Genomic DNA, 19,009 nt, shown 5'->3' with positions numbered 1-19,009 from the left:
GCTCCCGGCTCTTATCTCCTGCCAGAAAAGGCTTATCAACCGTAAAAGATGCCTTATCACTTGCCCAAAGGGTCTTATCACCCATAAAAAGTATGTTCTCCGATACGAAGTGTCGGTTATCACCGGAGAGATTTTACAAAACGACAGTGATAAACACTTTTTTTGCTCGTTTAATCGCTTTTAATGAAATAAACTCACACATTAATCACAAAAAAAGGATGTCACCCCAATTAAGCGATGACATCCTTTGTATAAATTTAGTCTTCCGTCTTCCGACTTCTGACTTCGATCTTCAAATTATTTTTTACGTTTTGCAACTACTTTGGCTACACGGTTACGTGTATCGTAAGCAATTGGTGTTGCAATAAATATCGACGAGTAGGTACCTACAACCACACCCACCAACAAGGCAAACGTAAAGCCGCGAATGGTAGCTCCTCCGAATAAGAAGATAGCTAACAATACCACAAAAGTTGACAGCGATGTACTAAAGGTACGACGCAGTGTGCTGTTCAGTGCATCATCTACGTTTTCAACAATGTCGCGTTTTGGGTGCAAGCCCAGATATTCCCTGATACGGTCGAATACAACCACGGTGTCGTTAATCGAATAACCCACCACGGTAAGAATAGCCGCGATAAACGCCTGGTCGATCTCCAGGGAGAATGGCAGTACTCCTGATAGTAATGAGAAGATACCCAATACAATTAACGAGTCGTGTGCCAATGCAGCAACTGCTCCCAAACCATATTGCCAGTCGCGGAAACGAACCAGAATATAAAGGAAGATAATGATCAGCGAGAAAGCGATTGCAATAGCTGCATCCTTACGGATATCATCTGAAATAGTAGGACCAACTTTTTGCGAACTCTGCTGATAATCCTGAGTAAATTCTTCAAGAGATACTGTTTTGTCGATCAGGTCGGCATCCTGCAAACCTTTCATTAACAACGCTTCAACTTCGTTATCGATGTTTTCGCTATGGTCGTCAATTTTATAGTCGGTAGTAATTTTAATGTCTTCCCCTGAAGTTTTTACTTCCGGCGCTGTTCCGAACACATCGGCCAGTGCTGCACGAACTTCTCCTACTTCAACATCTTTCTGGAATTCGATGATGTACGAACGACCACCTTTAAAGTCGATACCGTAATTCAAGCCGCGAACAAAGAACGAACCAATTGAGAGAACAATGAATACGCCTGAAATAACGTAGAACATTTTTCTTTTCTCGAGGAATTTAATTTTCATGTTACGCAACCAACCTTCTGTTGCTGTAGAAGCAAACAAGATGCGGCCACCTTTTTTCAATTGCCATTCGAAAATCAAACGGGTTAAGAAAATTGCAGAGAACAGTGAGGTAAGAATACCAATGATCAGCGTTGTAGCAAAACCTTTGATCGGACCTGAACCAAACAGGTAAAGTACGATACCGGTTAATAATGTAGTAACCTGACCGTCGATAATTGCTGAGTAAGCATTTTTATAACCATCGGCAATGGCCAGTTTCACACCTTTACCGGCGCGCATTTCTTCCTGAATACGTTCGTAAATCAGCACGTTAGCATCAACCGACATACCGATTGTAAGTACAATACCTGCAATACCAGGCAGTGTTAGTACTGCACCTAACGAAGCAAGAATACCGAAAATAAAGAACATGTTGGCAACCAGTGCGACGTTTGCAGCCAAACCTGCATTTTTACTGTAGAAGAACAACATGTAAACAAGCACTAGCGCAAAAGCGATTACAAATGAAAGTAAACCGCTGTTAATTGCTTTCTGACCCAGTGAAGGACCAACAATGTCTTCCTGAATGATACGTGCAGGAGCCGGCATTTTACCCGACTTCAGTACGTTTGCAAGGTCTTGTGCCTCTTCAATACTTTCCAAACCGCTGATGCTTGAACGACCTCCTGGAATCTCGCCATTTACATTTGGGAATGAACGAACATAACCATCAAGAACAATTGCAATTGATTTACCAACGTTTTCTTTGGTCATACGTTGCCAAACTTTTGCACCTTCAGCATTCATTTGCATTGCTACTTCAGGGTTTGAACCAAATTGGTCGAAGTCCTGACGAGCATCGGTAATTACACCACCATCAAGAGGTGCTTTTCCGTCGCGGGTAGTAACTTTTAATGCAATTAAACGGTAAAAATTACCAGCTTCATCCATCGACTTGGCTGTCCACGCAAATATCATATCGCGTGGGAATACACTTTTGATTTGTGCATTATGAAGATATGTATTAATCTGTGCTGTATCTTTTGCATGTGCAATACCTACAATCGGGCCACCGTATAGCTGACCATTTTGATCGGTACTTGGATTCAAAATAGCAAACAGTGGATACTGCTCTTTAAAAGCGGATAAGTTATCAGGTGTTGCTGTTGTGTCACCGGCTGCACCGGCTTCCAGTTCCGAAAGTAAAGAGTTCTCTTCAGTGTCGTCAGCAGTAGTTTCTGTTGTTGTATCAGCAGTAGCTTCTTTGCCGCTTTTTTCTGATTCAAGCACTTGCATTTCTTTAATGCGCTCGTTGGCTTGAAGCATGTATTGATAAACTTCCTGGTTTTCGTAAGTTTCCCAGAACTCAAGGTTTGCAGTTCCCTGCAACAGGCTACGCACACGGTTCTGATCTTTTACACCCGGTAATTCAACCAAAATTCTACCGCTTGTTTGCAGGTTTTGAATATTTGGTTGCGCTACACCAAAACGGTCGATACGCGTACGGATGATATTAAAAGCATTGGCGATAGCAGCCTCAGTTTGCTCTTTGATTATTTTTAATACATCAGCGTTGCTGGTGTTAAAGTTTACCTGATCGCGAAGTTCCAAAGTATTGAAAACTGAAGCCAGTCGAGCATTCGGATCAATTTCTTCGAAAGCCTCGCCAAACAGTGTTACGTAGTCTTTTGTACTGTTTTGCTGGTTTTTCGTTGCCAGTGCCAAAGCGGCGTTGAATGTTTCATCATCGCTGTAATTCGACATCGCACGGATGATATCCTGCACTTCAACCTGAAGTGTTACGTTCATACCACCTTTAAGGTCAAGACCCAGGTTTATTTCCAGCTCCTGAACATCTTTGTACGTAAATTTTTTCAATCCAAGGAAGTTGTAAACCACTTCACTTTTCATTGAATCAAGGTATTGAAACTCTTTCATTTCATCACCTTGTGCATATTCAATGGCATCATCTTTTACCTTGTTCGATACCCAGGTAAATGATAGTTGGTAAAAACATACCGCTGCCAACAGAATTGCAAATGTTAAAATTGCACCTTTGTTTTGCATTTTAATTTGAATTTAAATGTTTATTGATATTTTTTATTTGATTGAATTCAAGTTCATTCAGGTATACATTGCACCTGATATTCTTTTAAACAGATAAAAGAATTACGATAAAGCTACGGAGTCTTCTTCGGGGGAAAAGACGTGATTTTGAAAAACCAGGTAATGATAGGATGAGATAAGCGGAGTGGTTTGTTTAACAAGCTCTGCTTTAAAAACCTGGTAATTGCGAATAGAGTGATAATTGCGTAAGAATTTGTCGTGCAACTGAGGTTTCGTATGCTTTGAATACACACGATCTTCGAAGGTTTTTATTGTATTTGTAGAGGTTTGAGCAATCAGGTAAACAGCACCCTGCTCATTACTCTGCTCCTGCGATTCAGCCTGAATCTTTTTAACCTCCTCAGGATTATTCCCAAAATAATTATCCAAAACCAAGGCAGCCGCAATAATTGCCATAAACATGGCCAAACGAACTACAATTCTTCTGGTTATTTTTATTTTAGAAATCATACTTTAAACTTCTCGTCTGCAACTACTTAAAATATTTGTTACCGAAAAAACTTTTTACACAAGTTTTTTCACCCTATTTTTAAGCGGAGCAAATATACCGAAATAGTCCAGCTTTCCAAAAACGACAGCGGTTATTTTGAAGTATTTGGTTTAACGCCAACAATTTATGATGAATGTATTTGTATATGGTTCACTGTTATTTCCTGAAATTGCTGAGGGTTTGTGCGGGGAAAAGTTAAAATCGGAAGAAGCAACTTTAAATGGTTACTCACGCTTTGCGTTAAAAGAGGCCGATTACCCGGCAATTATCAAAAAAAATAACTCAACAGTAAAAGGGAAAGTTCTACTTAACCTCGATGAAAATGCGATTTACCTGCTGACTTTCTACGAAGGGGATGATTATGGGATGGCACCGGTTAAAGTTGAAACAAGTTCCGGAATTATTGATGCTATAGCTTTTGTTTGGATGGCCGGAAATGAATTTCTGGAAGACTTTGACTGGGACGAAGATCAATTTGAATCAGAATCGCTGGCATTTTATCGCGATGAGATTGTTCCGGCAACACGAATTGAATATTACAGACGAAACTAATATTTGCAGAATATGTTCAACAATAGGCCCAACATTCTTTGAGTTGAATGAAAACTCCTTAATTTTACTGGCCTTGCAACACTAACCAACTAAATTAAAACGTCATGATCAAATCTGCTTTCATTCGTTTATTTACTGTACTTTCCTTCTTATTAATCATTATGAATTTTACATCGGCACAAAACAAACTGGGTATTTTCGATAACCACACCGATATTGGAGCCTGCAAACACCAGGGTTTTGCTTCGTTTAATGCAATCGACCAAACATACACAATCGGTGGATCGGGATTTAACATGTGGTTTGCCGACGACCAGTTTCATTACTTGTGGACAACACTTCAGGGCGATTTTATTTTGCGCGCCGAAGTAAAACTTTTGGGCGATGGCGTTGATCCGCACCGCAAAGTTGGTTGGATGGTTCGGAATAATCTCGACAGCAATTCGCCACATGCAAATGCAACCGTTCATGGCGATGGGCTTACATCGTTACAATACAGGAAAACTGCAGGAGCAGATACAGAAGAAGTAAAATCGGAAGATCAGGCGCCGGATGTAATTCAGCTGGAAAGAAAAGGCTCCTCTTTTATTATGTCGACAGCTAAGTTTGGCGAGCCTTTTAAAGTGGTTCAACTCGATAACCTGCCGCTGGATAACGAAGTTTATGTGGGAATTTATGTTTGTGCACACAATGCCGATGTTATGGAAAGTGCAGTTTACCGGAATGTACGCATTATTCGTCCCGAGAAAGAAGACTATGTACCTTACCGGGATTACATTGGAAGCAACCTTGAAATACTGGATATTGAAAGCGGATTGCGCAAAGTGATCCACCATTCGGCACATTCGATTCAGGCACCTAACTGGACGCCTGATAATGAAAAGCTGATCTACAATTCAAAAGGGCATTTATTCACCTACAAACTGGCTATCGGCGAAATCAAACCGTTGAATACCGGATTTGCTACCAATAACAACAACGACCATGTTTTAACTTTCGATGGAGGTTTGCTGGGCATTTCGCACCACAGCGTCGATAACAACGGAAGTTCCACCATTTATTATTTGCCTGCAAAAGGCGATTCTACTCCCGTTAGAGTTACAAAAACAGGACTTGGCGCTTCGTATTTTCATGGGTGGTCGCCCGATAAAAAAACGATGGTCTTTACCGGCGAACGAAACGGCCAATACGATATTTTCGGTGTTGATGTTGCCACTGGCGAAGAAACACAACTGACCAACGAAAAAACGCTTGATGACGGACCGGAATACAGCCCCGATGGGAAATACATTTTCTTCAATTCAACCAGAAGCGGAAAAATGCAATTGTGGCGAATGGATGCTGATGGCAAAAATCAGGTTCAGCTGACCGACGACAAATACAACGACTGGTTCCCGCATGTAAGCCCGGACAAAAAGTGGATCGTATTCATTTCATTTCCTGAAGATATTGATCCTGCTGATCATCCGTTTTACAAACATTGTCTGATTCGCTTAATGCCATACGAAGGTGGCCAACCGCGAATTATAGCCTACATTTACGGCGGACAGGGATCGATAAATGTTCCTAGCTGGTCGCCCGACAGCAAGAAGATTGCATTTGTTTCGAACAGCGATTAAGTATTACCCAAACCAGATAAAAACTTATATATCATGCTAAAAACACATGTTCTTTTCTTCGCTTTAATTCTGTTACTACTTGGCTTGGGGTGCACGAATATTAACCGCAGTCCGGTTGAAGAAGGAAAGCTGGAGAATGAGATTTATTCCAGCAACTATTTCAAATTAAGTATGAATGTTCCTGAAAGCTGGACAGTTGACACTTTGGGTAAAATTGAAAAGAAGGCAACAGCAGCAGAGGCGGATAAAAAGGATACTGTTTTAGTGGCCAACTTGCTCACCATTTATCAGGAAATTGAAAAGGAGGAATTTAAACCCAATCTGTCGATGATAGCAGAAAGGAGCACTCTTTACCCGGAGCTTAAAAACGAAAACGAATATTTAGTGCATGTAAAAAAGCAATACGCTAATTTAAATCCTATCACTTCCGAGATTGAGAAAACGTTTCTGAAAAACAATATTGAGTGTTTCACTTTCGATCTTACCATGACGATTCAGCAGATGACAATGAATCAAACTCATTTCGCCTTGAAAAGGAATGATTTTTATATCGATATCACGATCACGTATCAAACAGAGAAACAAAAGCAAGAATTGGAGGCAATTGTAAATTCGTTAAAACTAAATTAACTCCATGCGTAATCCTTTAAGATCCGGATTATTTACTCTGACAACTTCAGTACCCGTCGTTTATAATCAATAACGGCATTATATTTCAACAGGAAATCGCTTCCCAGCAAACCGCAGATTTTATAGTCGCTAACTTTTTGGTAGAGTTCGTTAATGTGGTTCATATCCATCAGGGCAACTTTCATGTTGTCGACTTTTAGCTTGCCAAAAGACAATGGTTTTAAAATACCCAGCGACGTTTTTAACGGTTCCTCACTCATGTTTGCCGCATGGAGATCTTCTGTACCTTCCTCTTCCGACAAAATAAATTCAGCCTGGTTTTTATCAAATACCGATTTTGAGGCCCCGGTATCAATCACCCAATAGGCGGTTTCGCTTCCTTCGAATTGCGTGGGAAGAATTAAATGATAGTTCGACGATTCCAGCTCTATAATGTCAATAGGTATTTTCGTTCGCATGGCTTCAAATTTAAATCAAATTAGTACAAAATATTCTACATTCCCGGAAATTACCAGCAGGAATGAAAGTAAGACCTGTCGACAGCATTTCATAAAAATAGTCAGATTACCAGGCGCATAAAACGATTGTGCTTTGAATATCTTATTGATTGCACCTTTAAATTACCGCACATCAACCTCGGGTTTCACCCGAGGTTAGTCACATTTTATCCCTTCGGGATATTGAACTGAATTACAAAGTTAGGACGAGTTTATTGACCAATTATGTCGGAATTGCAAACTTTTCATGACGCTGGAAGCGTCGAATGTGAATAACCCGGTGCGTAGCACCGGGATGAAATGACCAAAGGGAAATCGTCCGGCGAAGAAAGCCGATCGAAGCCAGGTGATTCTCCCGGACGAAACTCAAACGGCAATACACATAAAAAGATGGGGAGAGACTTTCACAAAAAAAGGCCCGCAAAAATTGCGAGCCTCTGTATGCTGTTTTTAATCTTTCGAATTATAGTAAAGCGTTCACAGCTGAAACACCTTCTGCACTTGCAGCCAATTTTTCTTTTTCAGCATCAGTCAATTCGATTTCAACGATTTTCTCGATACCGTTTTTACCGATGATACAAGGAACACCGATTGAAATGTCGCTTAAACCGTACTCGCCTTCTAGAAGAGCTGAACATGGGAACATTTTTTTAGAATCCAATGCAATGGCACGAACCAATTCTGATACTGCAGCACCGGGAGCATACCATGCGCTGGTTCCCAGCAATTTTGTTAAAGTAGCACCACCAACTTTAGTTGCTTCAACAACTTCGGCTTGTTTCTCTTCACTTAAAAATTCAGTAACAGGAACACTGTTTCGAACAGCTTTGTCGATTAACGGAACCATACCGGTATCGCTGTGTCCACCAATTACCATTGCAGAAATATCTGACTGTGCACATTCCAATGCTTCAGCCAATCTGTATTTAAAACGTGCGCTATCTAATGCACCACCCATACCGATAATGCGGTTTTTAGGAAGACCTGTAGCTTTGTGTGCCAGGTAAGCCATTGTATCCATTGGGTTACTAACCACAATAATGATTACGCTTGGCGACTCAGCGATCAATTTTTCAGCAACGTCTTTTACAATTCCGGCATTAATACCGATCAACTCTTCACGAGTCATTCCCGGTTTACGTGGAATACCACTGGTAATTACTGCAACATCGCTACCAGCTGTTTTTGTGTAATCGTTAGTGGCACCAACGATAGTTGAGTCAAAACCGTTTAACGAAGCAGTTTGCATCAAATCCATTGCTTTACCTTCAGCAAAACCTTCTTTGATGTCAATCAATACTATTTCATCTGCAAAATCTTTAATTGCGATATACTCGGCACAACTTGCACCTACTGCACCTGCTCCAACTACTGTTACTTTCATTTTACTAGTGAGTTTTATAATTATAAAATCGTGTTATCTTAAACAATTGTCTGTCAAATTGTTTTAAGGCACGCAAAGTTAATTTTTTTTCGCGATGTCAGAAATAATTCAGAGCCCCCAAAATCGGTTTAACAAATTGGTAAAACATACGATTTACCACTCTAATCCGAAGTGATTTTAGTCACTTATGTTTGATTTTTACGAATCCGGGGCGGAATGGTTCGGCGAATTATTGCGATGTGCAAAATCCCTAATTAAACCAGTAAGTCATTTTTAAAACCACTGCCCTGTTTCTCGAGTTCCAGTTGCCGGTAAAATAGTTGTCGGTGTAAACCAGGTAAATATCCGAAACCGGTTGATAACGCCACTGAAAGCGAGAGTTGATATTCAGATTGTCGATTTGTTCGTTGTACTGCACAAAAGTCGACCAGAATATTTTATCGGTGAAAGTGATATCCATTTTCGGGCCCACCAGCCAAAACTTTTCGCGGTTGAACGGATCACCCAAATCCATATCGGTGTAGTTAAAATTCATGGTAAGGTTTACATAGGGTTGAAAGCGGTAACCAATTTCTCCCTGTATGTACTGAATGTCGCCACTATAGAAACTGCCTTTTGAGGCCTCGGCTTCCCAGGTAAACAACGATTTACGTGTTGACTGGTACTTAACAGAAAAAAGTCCAAAATCATATTCCGAACCTTCGGGTAAATAATTGTCAGGATCCTGTGTTGGGTTAAAATCGTTTCGTAGTTGCACAAAATGATCGGCATAACCAAAACTCAGTTCTGCCCGGTTTGCAAAGGTTAACTCATATTCGAACTCATACTCATGTTCAATCAAATCCTTATCAGGATTGAAATAGTTATCAAGTTTTATACTCGGCCCGTGATTTACCACTTTTCTATTGGGCACAAAAGTATAACCGGCCGATGCACCAATAAAGTTATATCCTGTTCGGCGCACATAGCCGGCCTCGGCACGGTAATTTTCGCCAACCGAAGTTTCATAAATCCCCAGGTGTAGATGCGGAGTGCTGTAATTTAACATGGCTCCCTGTGCATATTGTTTATCGGGATTATCGGGTTGAAACGAGCGGTGGTAAAAGAACTTACCATCCCACACATTGTCTTTGCTGGCCAGGTTATAGTCGAAACCAATCACGCGGTTAAACATGCTGGTGTCCGATGGTTCATCAAAATATTCTTTGTTAACGGCAATAAATCCAAGGCTCGACCGCGTAAACATTTTCTTCTGAACGGAAGCCACAGTAAAATTCCGGGCCAGGTTTTCGCTGGTTTCTTCGGTGGCCATATTCATAAAACCTACCCGCCAGTCTTTGCCAATTTTCCCACTCAATCGGGCCCCGGCAAGTACCGGCGCATCCAAACCAATACGGCGCGAGAAAAACGGAGTTAAAGTATGCGAGTATCCATAACTTGAAAAAAGGTCGCTGTTCTCGAGGAAGAACTGTCGTTTTTCGGGGAAGAACAATTCGAAACGATCAATATTGGTTACCTGCTGATCAACTTCAACCTGCGCAAAATCGGGATTATACGTCAGGTCGAGTGTCATCGATGACGAGATACCAACTTTGGCATCAAAACCAACATCGGTACGGTAATCGGTACTTGTGCCGGCCTCAAAATCTTTTGATGCGCCACCCAATAAATAAGGAATTACTGAAAACTGCATTTTTGATTTTGGCAGTGGCTCTTCAAACTGCATACGTCCGGTGTAAGCCAGCGATGCCGTTGGAAACTGCCTTGGCACAGGCGCCCATGCCGACTTTTCGTTCGATTTCAAATCCAATCGGCTAAAGTTTACGTTCCACTCTTTGCTACCTTTCGGATACCGAACCGATTTAAACGGAATACGCATTTCGCTTACCCATCGGTTGTCGTAATGTTTGGTTTTCATCTCCCATTTGCAATCCCAATCCAACGAAATACTGTGTCCGTTACTCATGGTTCCGTCCCACTTGGCTCCCGAGGCCGAAACTCCAAATGAAAAACCGTTTGTCTGATCCAAAAATGTATCGAAAAATATGAGCAGGTTATCGTTATTTCCAAAGCTAAAATCACGGCGGAACGATTCCATCACACGATCGCCGGGAATAGTATCGTAAAATATTTGTGCTACGTACAAGGCTTTGTCGTCGTATGCCATCATCATTGTTGAAGGCTGCGTGGCAAAACCGGTATCAACAGGTAGCACCCGGTAAAATTTATCTGCTTTTTGCGCGCTTTGCCAGTCGCTTTCATCAATTACACCATCAATATTTATTAGCCCCTGCAATTTCTTTACGCGATAAACATAGGCTTTATTGAAGGTATTTATCGTTGTATCCGATTTTGAGCTATAATTGTTGGCAACAGCAGTATATGCCAAACATACACAGAGAAATAAGACCAAAGGCAACTTCATAAGAAACAGCTTTAATTGATTTAGGTATAATAAATTGCCTGTAAAGATATTTAAATTGTAATAACCACAAAGTGACAAATCTATCCTTTGAAGAAGTTTATTTAACACTCTTTGCGAGAAACAAATTAACAGGAATATCCAAAAATTCAGCTGAAGTTAGATTTTCGGAGCTCATCCCTTAAGGATCGCAGGCTCTGACTTTAAGTTCCGAGGTATTAATTATAGCTTCTGAAGCTAAAAGGATACCTTCGGAAGTATTAATTATACCTTCGGAAGCTCAAACAATAGCTTCGGAACTCAAATTGATACCTTCGGAAGCCCGAACTTGAGCTTCTGAAGCCGGAGTGACACCTTCGGAAGCTCAAATTTTAACTTTTGAAGTCGGATCGATACCTTCTGAAGCACAAATTTTAACTTTTGAAGCCGGAGCTCGACCTTCGGAACACAGACGTTCAGCTTCGGAAGCAGAAAGGATACCTTCGGAAGGTCAACGGATAGCTTCGGAAGGTCGATCGACACCTTCGGAAGTACCCCCTTTAATAAAGATGATTATAGAATGATGATTAACGATTGAAGATTTTAGAAGGAGTAGGCAAATGGCAAACGCCGGTAGGCAAATGTCACCTTCGTGTCTTTGAAAAAAAATAAACCACAGAGATAACACAAAGAAGACACGGAGTGCCACAGAGAGCAAAACCGAATGTATTCTATGTGCCTGATGTGGTTCAGGATACAAGGCAAAAGGGAAAAAAACTGGTGAAAGAATTGACAATTGGCAAACAGCAATAGGCAAAATCTAATGTGGTCTATGTGCCTTATGTGGTTAGGGATTGGGGTTCAGCCATCAAATGAACCACCTCGCAGCACACTAAGGAGGTATCAATATGGAATTTAGTTAAAAACGATGCAAGCATTGGAGTATTAAATCATTCATCCCGATACGCTCCGCTATCGGGATTAGTTCGACTATCAGATTACAGTTCGATTCTCTCCTGTAATCTGAGTCTCACTGAACAAAAAGCCTCCGACTTTTCAGCCGGAGGCACAAAAAACAATGTTCAAGCAAGATCTGCTACAAGGTGATTGCTACACCGTTGTAGAAATCAAGTATTTTCGTGCGGAAAATGTATTCGTATTTTGCTTGTATCAGATCCGACTGAGCATTGGTCAGATTTGTTTTACTTTGGTTGTATTCCACAGAGTTGATCATTCCCACGTTAAATTTTTCTTCGGTGTAACGGAAAGCTTCTTTCATTGAAGCCACCGCTTTATCGGTTGAAATGTAACGATTAAATGCAGCCAGCGCATTGGTGTACACCTGCTCAATGTCTCTGCGCAAAACATTGCGGTTTTGTTGTAACTGGTACTCGTAATCGGCAATTTGAAACTCTGAGTTCGAAATATTGTTCTTCACCTGGAAACGATTGAAAATCGGGATACTCAACGTTAAGCCCAGGCTCGAGCGGCTGTTGTTTTTCAGCTGTTCGCCCAAATCAATGCGGTTTCCTTCAAAGTCTTTGTACTGGTTGTTGTACTGGTTGTAATAGTTGGCGCCAAAACTCAAACTCGGATAACGATATCCCTTGGCAATTTCCAACTGTTTCATGGCACTTTCAACACGCAACTGTGCCGCTTTTATTTCGGGGCGTACATTAATTGCGTTGCGAAACACATCGTAAGCGTTTATCATGGTAAGGTTGGCCTGAACTTCGGGCAATACGGGCTCTTTAATCTTAAAACTTTCGGCCATGGGTAATTCCAAAAACTGGTACAAATTCAGGTAAGCCAACTGAACACGGTTTTGTGCATTTACCAAATCCAGCTCTTCGCGAGCCAGCTGCGCTTCAATTTCAAGCAAAGCTCCACGTGCTTCACTTCCTGCATCAACAAGCTGACGGGTGCGATTAATTTGTTGTTTGGTTACCTCAATGGTAGCCTCGGCAACCAGTTGCACCTCCTGTGCAAAAAGAATTTCGAGGTACTCGGCTGCAATAGCCAGCATAATATCGTCTTTTGTTTTTTGCAGATCGGCCAATGTTGCCTGCAAATCGATCTCACGCATTTTAACGGTGTTGCTCAGCGTCATTCCGTTAAACAGTGTCATGTTGGTATTTAACCCTCCGGCTACACTTGCCGAGTTAATATTGTCGTAAGTATTGTCGTAAGTTAACGAACGGCCAAAACTAAAATCGTTGCTCACCTGGCCATTCAGGTTAGGCAGCTTATCATCTTTTGCCTGCTTAACCAGCGTTTCGTTGTAACGTGTATTTATCTCCTGTCGTTTTACCTGAAGGTTGTTTTGAATGGCGTAATCGAAACAGGTCTGTAAATCCCATTCGTTTTGCGCCTGCAGGTTAAAGGCTCCGGCCGACAGTAATATTCCCAAAAATAAGGTTAAAAGATTCTTCATCATGTATTGTTTTTTGTTTTGCCACTAATTTACATAAAGCAATGTGAATTACCTACTGTTAGCCATTATTGGCTTGTGCTTCCTGAACTTTCTTTGGATCAATCTTTTCGCCTTTAACTTTATCCTCCACATTCAATCCTTCGGTAATTTCAATATTTATCCCGTCAGAAAGGCCGGTATGTACCCAACGTTTTTCGTAGTTTGGTTCTTCGGCCGTACCAACATTCACCTCAACAAACGACGAGTCGTTTTCAAATTGAAGCAAACCTTCGGGAATAACCATCACATTGTCTTTGCGCTCCAGAACGATATTGGCGTTTGCACTGTATCCGGCACGGATAAACTGGCCTTCCTTAAGTTTCACATTTGCTTTAATTTCAAACTGAATAGCGCCGTTTTCTTCCACACCTTTTGGCGAAATATATTCCAGAACGGCAGCAAATTTTTCTTTGTCGATAGCACCAATTTCAAGTTCAATTGGCATTCCTTCGCGGATTTTACCCACCTCTGTTTCGTCAACATTTCCTTCAAATATCATATCGCTCATATCGGCAACCGACGCAATGGTAGTTCCTGCGTTAAAGGTATTTGCCTGAATTACCGAGTTACCTTCTTCAACCGGAACATCCAGCACCATACCGTCGATGGTTGAGCGCACAAGCGTATTAGTAGCCGTTTCAGCCTTTTTTGTTACACCGTTTTTAATTAATTCCAGATTATTTTCGGCAGCGGTTAATTCTTCTTTTGCTGAGTCGTAGGCCACTTTTGCAGCTTTAAACTCTTCGTACGAGATCACTTCTTTATCAAATAATTTCTGCTGACGATCGTAATCGATCTGGGCATCATCAAAACCAATTTTTGCACGGTTCACACGTGTTTCTGCTGAGTTTAGCGTCACCATATCAGGAATAATTTTGATACGTGCAACCACCTGCCCCTTTGTAATTTTATCGCCGGCTTCAACAAACAATTCATCAATAATTCCTGAAACCTGCGGAACGATCTCAATTTCAAAACGTGGTACCACCGAACCGGTAGCCACCGTTTTCATTACTACCTCGCTATAAAACGGGTTCTTGTTTTCAAAAAAATCGGTTTTCTTTTTCGATTTGTTGTACAGGAAGAAAAGCGTTCCTCCAAATATTGCAACCAATACTACAACTCCTAAAATTTTAAATACTTTCTTCATGGCTAATTTGCTTTTATTGTTTTTTGTTTCAATTTTATTTTTCTTTTTAACACTCTACTTTTTTACCCCCTGTCGCTTCTTCGTCGCTCCTGTCCCCCTGCAGGGGGACAATCGGAACGCAGTGGAGATAGGGGGTGAATGTAACTCCCAATCCCGCATTTTACTCGTCGCGCAAAGCATCAATCGGTTTAATACTTACCGCCCGCCGCGCCGGAATTAATCCGGCAAAAATTCCGGAAACCACCAGTACTGAGAGCGCTCCAACTGCCATTTGGAAACTGATTTCAGGGCGGCGGAAGAAAATATCATCTCCGCTACCGGCATTCATTTCCAACGCCATATTCAGCAGCTCAAGCAGGCCGACACCCAGTGCCAAACCAAGGTATCCGGCAAGTACGGTTAGGAAAACACTTTCGGCAACAATGTGAAGAATCACTTTCCCCGGAGTGGCACCAATGGCGCGCTGGATACCAATTTCCTGCGTGCGTTCTTTAATAATTACCAGCATAATATTGCTTACGCCAATTACACCGGCCAGCAAAGTTCCAATTCCCACGATCCAGGTTAGGATCTGAATTCCGGTGAAAAGTCCCATATATTTTTTCCACTCCACCTCGATGTTAAACGACCCAACTGCCTGTTGATCGTCGGGTGCAACACTGTGGCGTTCTTTCATCAATTCTTTTAAGCGGCTTTCCACTTTACTCACCGGCACTCCGGGTTGCGATGTTACCGAGAAAAAGTGCACATCGTCGCCCATGTTATAGGTCTTTTGCATGGTTGTGAACGGCATTATTATGGTTTCATTTTTCCGGCCATTACCAATATTTACGCGGGTTTCGCCTTTTACCACACCAACCACCTGGAAGTAAACACCGTTAATTTTCAGGTATTGTCCAATCGGATCTTCGTCCTTGTCGAACATGACTTCCACAACACGTTCGCCAATGTTTACCACTTTTCGCGAATGTTGAATATCGATGGTATTGATCAGTCGTCCCTGCAGCGGTGTCCACGGATCGATTTTGAAAAACTCGGGATAATCGCCATAAATATTAAAAGCGCCTGTTTTTTTACCGCGAATTACATTATCTCCGCCTCCGCTGCTTGGTCCGAACAATCGTGGCGACAGGTATTCTATATCGCTGATGTTGGCTTTTATGTATTCAATATCTGTATTCTTGTAGTTCCAGCGTCGTCCCCGTTGAAATCCTTTATATGGCACGCTGGTGCGCTCGGTCCAGAAGAATGCCGAGTTTGATGCGAAAGCTTTAATTCCGTCCATCACCCCATTTTCAAGGGCACGACCGGCTCCCGACATAATTATCAGCATAAATATTCCCCAGAACACACCGAAAGCGGTCATAAAACTGCGCATCCGGTTTTTCTTTAAAGCGCTTAATATTTCTTTCCAAAGGTCTAAGTCGAACATTGTTTTCTGCTTTTGTTTTCGTTTCTGTTATTCGTCGCGTAAAGCTTCAATAGGTTTGATTTTTGCAGCTCGTTTTGCAGGAATATACCCGGCAATGGCTCCGGCTATCACCAGTAATAATGTTGCCGATAGGGCAATTCCCAGGTCAACGGTCGGGTTGCGGAACAAGGTTTCTCCGTTTCCGCCGTTAGTTGCCGCTGAAGCTTCAAATTGTTTCTCTACGATAAAATTCAAACCTTCCATCAATCCGGTTCCCAACACCAGTCCGATGTATCCTGCAATTGTTGTGATCATTACTGCTTCCAAAAGGATTAATCCAATTACCGAAGCAGGACTGGCACCAATGGCTTTTCGGATGCCAATTTCTTTTGTGCGTTCTTTTACTACGATTAGCATGATGTTGCTTACGCCAACCACACCGGCAATCAGGGTTCCTATTCCAATAATCCAAATGAAAATATCGATCGCCTGGAAGATCTTCATGGTTTGAATTACATCTTCCAGTTTACTGTACGATCCCATGGCCGATTCATCAGATGCATCAAACTTATGTTTGCGCGCCAGTCTCTCCCGAACACGGTTTTCAATGGCCTGGCTTTCTTCTATTGTTTCGGCGTTAATGGTTAATGCAAAATTATGCAGGCGGTTTGATCCGTTAAATACTTTTTGCCCCGTAGTAACCGGTATGTATGCATTTCGGTGACGTGTGCCACCGCCTTCTTTACAAATTCCAACCACTTTAAACGGAATGTTATTTACACGAACATACTCTCCAACGGCCTCTTTACCATCAAAAAGTGCATCGTAAATATCTTTCCCCAACACCACCGATTTTCGGGTCTGATCAATGTCAACCTGGTTCACAAAACGACCTTCTACAATTTCAATCGACTCAACATCTTTTAAATCAGGATGACAAGTTATAGCAGAATATTCGCCGTATTCGCTTCCGTAAGAGAATAAGTTTCCGCCAATATAATAACGGCCCGAGGTGTGCTCAATTCCTTCCAAATCTTTCAGGATATCGTAATCGGCATTGGTAAAACGGATTTCCCTGTTTTCCTGCATGCCTTTGTAAGGTATACTGGTACGGCCACTCCACAACCACATGGCGTTAACGGCATCGCGCATAAAGTTTTCCGACACGCCATTGCTTAATCCATTACCGGCCCCAAGAAGGATCATCAACATAAAAATCCCCCAGGCAACGCTAAATCCGGTAAGGAAAGTGCGCATTTTATTTTTTTTGATGGTGGCAAAGATCTCCTGCCATTTATCAATATCGAACATGATAGCTTAAGTTTAAAGTGAAAAGTAAAAAGGCAAAAGTGCCTGCTGAGACTGAAAACTGCGACTGCAGACTTCTCTAGGCTGTTTCCAGTTCTTTGGCGTAACGATGCTGAAAGTTTTTCAAATCACCATTTTTAATGATCTCATCGATCCGGCCATCTTTCAATCGGACAATTTTCTGGGTCATCGAAGCAATATCGTGCTCGTGTGTTACCAGAATAACTGTAATTCCGTCATCGTTAATTTCTTTCAGAATATCCATTACCTCGTACGATGTGCTGGTGTCGAGTGCACCGGTTGGCTCATCGGCAAAAATAATTTTTGGCTGAGAGATAAGTGAACGAGCAATCGCTACACGTTGTTTTTGTCCGCCCGACATTTCGCTGGGTAAGTGCGTCGCCCAATCCAGCAAACCAACTTTATCGAGGTATTCTTCTGCAATTTTGTTTCGCTTTTTCCGATTCACTCCCTGATAATACAGCGGAAGCGCCACATTTTCAAGGGCGTTTTTAAAAGAAATCAGGTTAAACGACTGGAATACAAAACCTACTAACTCGTTGCGGAGTTTGGCGGCTTTCTTTTCCGACATATCTTTTACCAACGATCCGTTCAGATAATACGATCCTTCATCGTAGTTATCCAAAATTCCAAGGATGTTAAGTAAAGTTGATTTCCCGGAACCCGATGACCCCATAATGGAGACGAACTCTCCGGATTTGATTTCGAGGTCGATTCCTTTTAATACATGCAACGAGTTACTACCCGTTATGTACGATTTGTGAACATTGTTTAGACTAATCATGGCTTGAACTTGTTTTCTGTTTATCCGACTATTAAAAGCCGTTGATTTTTGTTTTCGAACTAAAGTTGATGAAAAAAAGGCTTACCCGAGGTCTTTTTTCGACGAACGACCTATTTGGGCATGTAAAAAAATATTTTTGAACGTTTTTTGTTTTTATAGCATTTAAAGCTTGCTTGTTTTTTCAGTTATGTGACGCACAACTTTTTGATACGTTACAATGAATTTTTGTTTTTTTGATATGGTGTTCAGAAACCTGCGATCTTAAAATCATTTGTTCAAGCTAACGGATCAAAATTTCACGGACAAAAACAACACTCATTTTGACGAATTTCCTGCCGGAGGCTGTCATTTTTGTCTTGACACAAAAACGACACAAAAAAGTCAAGGCTGCTTTTGATATTCACCCTCCGTTTTCATATAACCTAAATTCGGGCGGGTGATCTCCTCGATCACTCGGAGCTTCCCGCTCTCATTAAGGTTCTATTTCAACTACAGGTAAACACCAAAAGAGGCCGTTCCACTTCTGCAAATATCAATATAATTGGGAAAGCGTTCGAAGCTTCGGCCTTGGCCGGTGAGCCGGAAAACAAGCGGTGACAGCGTAGAAAAATTACTGATGTTTGAGGAGGTACGACGAGTTTCAGGAATTTTAGCTGGCGCCGCGTAGCTTTTCCGAGTGAAGCGGGCGCAGCCTTGGGTTTTCTGTTTACTCTTTGGGCTAAGCCAAAGAGTAAAATCGGCCTGATAAGGCAAAGACTCTTTGTTAATAGTAAACTCCTTACCAATCTGTAGCTACTCAAAAAACATTTTGCCCACATTAATTTGGCCTAATTTAATATAGCCCCATTTGGATCTGCAGATTTTATTTACCTTGCTTCACTAGAAATTTCTTACGATTCCAATCTTTCCGTATTTTTGGCTTCTAATATTTCAGT

At 41.6% G+C, this 19,009-nt stretch carries 13 protein-coding genes; 3 read left to right on the top strand and 10 right to left on the bottom strand.

Annotation, left to right across the window (positions count from 1 at the left end; all coding sequences use genetic code 11):
- Positions 1 to 297: 297 nt before the first annotated feature.
- Both secDF and G4420_RS16320 read right to left on the bottom strand, forming a co-directional pair.
- Positions 298 to 3,294 (bottom strand): protein translocase subunit SecDF, encoded by a 2,997-nt coding sequence (secDF, locus tag G4420_RS16325; RefSeq protein WP_163325007.1) that lies wholly within the window; start codon positions 3,292 to 3,294, stop codon positions 298 to 300.
- A gap of 102 nt (positions 3,295 to 3,396) precedes the next feature.
- The gene (locus G4420_RS16320; RefSeq protein WP_163325006.1) at positions 3,397 to 3,804 is read right to left on the bottom strand and encodes a hypothetical protein; all 408 of its coding nucleotides are present in this window, start codon (positions 3,802 to 3,804) and stop codon (positions 3,397 to 3,399) included.
- Positions 3,805 to 3,970: 166 nt separating this feature from the next.
- On the opposite strand from G4420_RS16320, the gene G4420_RS16315 reads away from it, so the two are divergent.
- The 3 genes from G4420_RS16315 (at position 3,971) to G4420_RS16305 (ending at position 6,645) form a co-directional block, all read left to right on the top strand.
- Positions 3,971 to 4,396: a gamma-glutamylcyclotransferase family protein gene (locus G4420_RS16315; RefSeq protein ID WP_163325005.1), complete on the top strand. Its 426-nt coding sequence runs from the start codon at positions 3,971 to 3,973 to the stop codon at positions 4,394 to 4,396.
- 161 nt (positions 4,397 to 4,557) lie between these two features.
- The gene (locus tag G4420_RS16310; RefSeq protein ID WP_246241659.1) at positions 4,558 to 6,015 is read left to right on the top strand and encodes a TolB family protein; all 1,458 of its coding nucleotides are present in this window, start codon (positions 4,558 to 4,560) and stop codon (positions 6,013 to 6,015) included.
- A 33-nt stretch (positions 6,016 to 6,048) separates the two neighbouring features.
- Positions 6,049 to 6,645, top strand: a complete 597-nt coding sequence (locus G4420_RS16305; RefSeq protein WP_163325003.1) for a hypothetical protein — start codon at positions 6,049 to 6,051, stop codon at positions 6,643 to 6,645.
- Positions 6,646 to 6,677: 32 nt separating this feature from the next.
- On the opposite strand, the gene G4420_RS16300 is transcribed toward G4420_RS16305, so the two are convergent.
- From G4420_RS16300 to G4420_RS16265, 8 genes are all read right to left on the bottom strand, one after another.
- Complete coding sequence (locus tag G4420_RS16300; RefSeq protein ID WP_163325002.1) at positions 6,678 to 7,103, bottom strand: aspartyl protease family protein; 426 nt, start codon at positions 7,101 to 7,103, stop codon at positions 6,678 to 6,680.
- Positions 7,104 to 7,605: 502 nt separating this feature from the next.
- The gene (locus G4420_RS16295; RefSeq protein ID WP_163325001.1) at positions 7,606 to 8,526 is read right to left on the bottom strand and encodes a malate dehydrogenase; all 921 of its coding nucleotides are present in this window, start codon (positions 8,524 to 8,526) and stop codon (positions 7,606 to 7,608) included.
- Between the two features lie 250 nt (positions 8,527 to 8,776).
- Positions 8,777 to 10,951, bottom strand: coding sequence for a DUF5916 domain-containing protein (locus G4420_RS16290; protein ID WP_163325000.1), 2,175 nt, complete (start codon positions 10,949 to 10,951; stop codon positions 8,777 to 8,779).
- A 1,072-nt stretch (positions 10,952 to 12,023) separates the two neighbouring features.
- Entirely contained in the window at positions 12,024 to 13,361 is a 1,338-nt protein-coding gene (locus G4420_RS16285) for a TolC family protein (RefSeq protein WP_163324999.1), read from the bottom strand.
- Positions 13,362 to 13,419: 58 nt separating this feature from the next.
- Complete coding sequence (locus tag G4420_RS16280; protein WP_163324998.1) at positions 13,420 to 14,550, bottom strand: efflux RND transporter periplasmic adaptor subunit; 1,131 nt, start codon at positions 14,548 to 14,550, stop codon at positions 13,420 to 13,422.
- Positions 14,551 to 14,710: 160 nt separating this feature from the next.
- Positions 14,711 to 15,982, bottom strand: a complete 1,272-nt coding sequence (locus G4420_RS16275; protein WP_163324997.1) for an ABC transporter permease — start codon at positions 15,980 to 15,982, stop codon at positions 14,711 to 14,713.
- A gap of 27 nt (positions 15,983 to 16,009) precedes the next feature.
- Positions 16,010 to 17,272, bottom strand: coding sequence for an ABC transporter permease (locus tag G4420_RS16270; protein WP_163324996.1), 1,263 nt, complete (start codon positions 17,270 to 17,272; stop codon positions 16,010 to 16,012).
- Between the two features lie 76 nt (positions 17,273 to 17,348).
- Positions 17,349 to 18,074 (bottom strand): ABC transporter ATP-binding protein, encoded by a 726-nt coding sequence (locus G4420_RS16265; protein ID WP_163324995.1) that lies wholly within the window; start codon positions 18,072 to 18,074, stop codon positions 17,349 to 17,351.
- Positions 18,075 to 19,009 lie beyond the last annotated feature (935 nt).

This window comes from Draconibacterium mangrovi (assembly GCF_010586825.1).
Taxonomy (GTDB): domain Bacteria; phylum Bacteroidota; class Bacteroidia; order Bacteroidales; family Prolixibacteraceae; genus Draconibacterium; species Draconibacterium mangrovi.
The sequence above is the reverse complement of the archived record's forward strand: the minus strand, read 5'-3'. Positions and strand labels throughout refer to the sequence as shown.